The organism is Chryseobacterium indologenes, assembly GCF_001295265.1.
Taxonomy (GTDB): domain Bacteria; phylum Bacteroidota; class Bacteroidia; order Flavobacteriales; family Weeksellaceae; genus Chryseobacterium; species Chryseobacterium indologenes_A.
This window is the reverse complement of record NZ_LJOD01000060.1, coordinates 1-706: the sequence shown is the minus strand read 5'-3', so window position 1 is coordinate 706 and position 706 is coordinate 1. Positions and strand designations below refer to the sequence as shown.

Annotated in this window: 1 pseudogene; it reads left to right on the top strand. The window is 44.8% G+C overall.

From position 1 onward, the window contains the following. Nucleotides 1–706, top strand: a pseudogene (locus AOB46_RS23550) (hypothetical protein); the annotation flags it as partial.

The following is a 706-nucleotide window of genomic DNA, read 5'->3' as shown; positions in this document are numbered from 1 at the left end:
ACTTCAGCACAACCTAATATCAGTACGACTCCAGCTGTAAGTTTTGATTACTATATAAATCAGGCAGATGCGATTGCAGGAAATGGGAATACAATTACAAACCCGGCAGCATATCCTTCAGGGAATGCCACAATCTATGTCCGGGTAAAATCAGCAACCTGTTCCAAGATTGCACAATTACAATTAAATATTACGCAATCTATCGCACCAGGCATTACTGCATCTTCACCTACAATATGTTATGGAGGAAGTGTCACACTCACATCAAGCCTCAGCACCGGAAATACCTGGTCTACAGGAGCTACAACCCCATCGATCACTGTGACAACCGAGGGTACCTACACTTTGACCAACACAAGCGGAAATTGCACCAGCGCTCCTGTTTCAGTTACTATAAATAAAGAAAACGACCCGAATGTGACAATTACAGGAAATTTATTGCTGTGCGACCAAACCAGCACACAGCTTACAGCTGCTTCAGCGGGAGCAGGAAATACCTACACTTGGTCTACAGGAGCCACAACACCGGCGATTACCGTATCAGCACCGGGAACTTATACCGTTACCGTGAAAACACCCGCCAACTGCCAGTACACGAAATCTGTCATAGTAACACAAGGCATTGTTCCTGCTGTTCAGAATTCAAGTTTGAGCCAATGCTCCAATACAGCAACAGCCATTTTTGACCTTACTTCAGCACAACCTA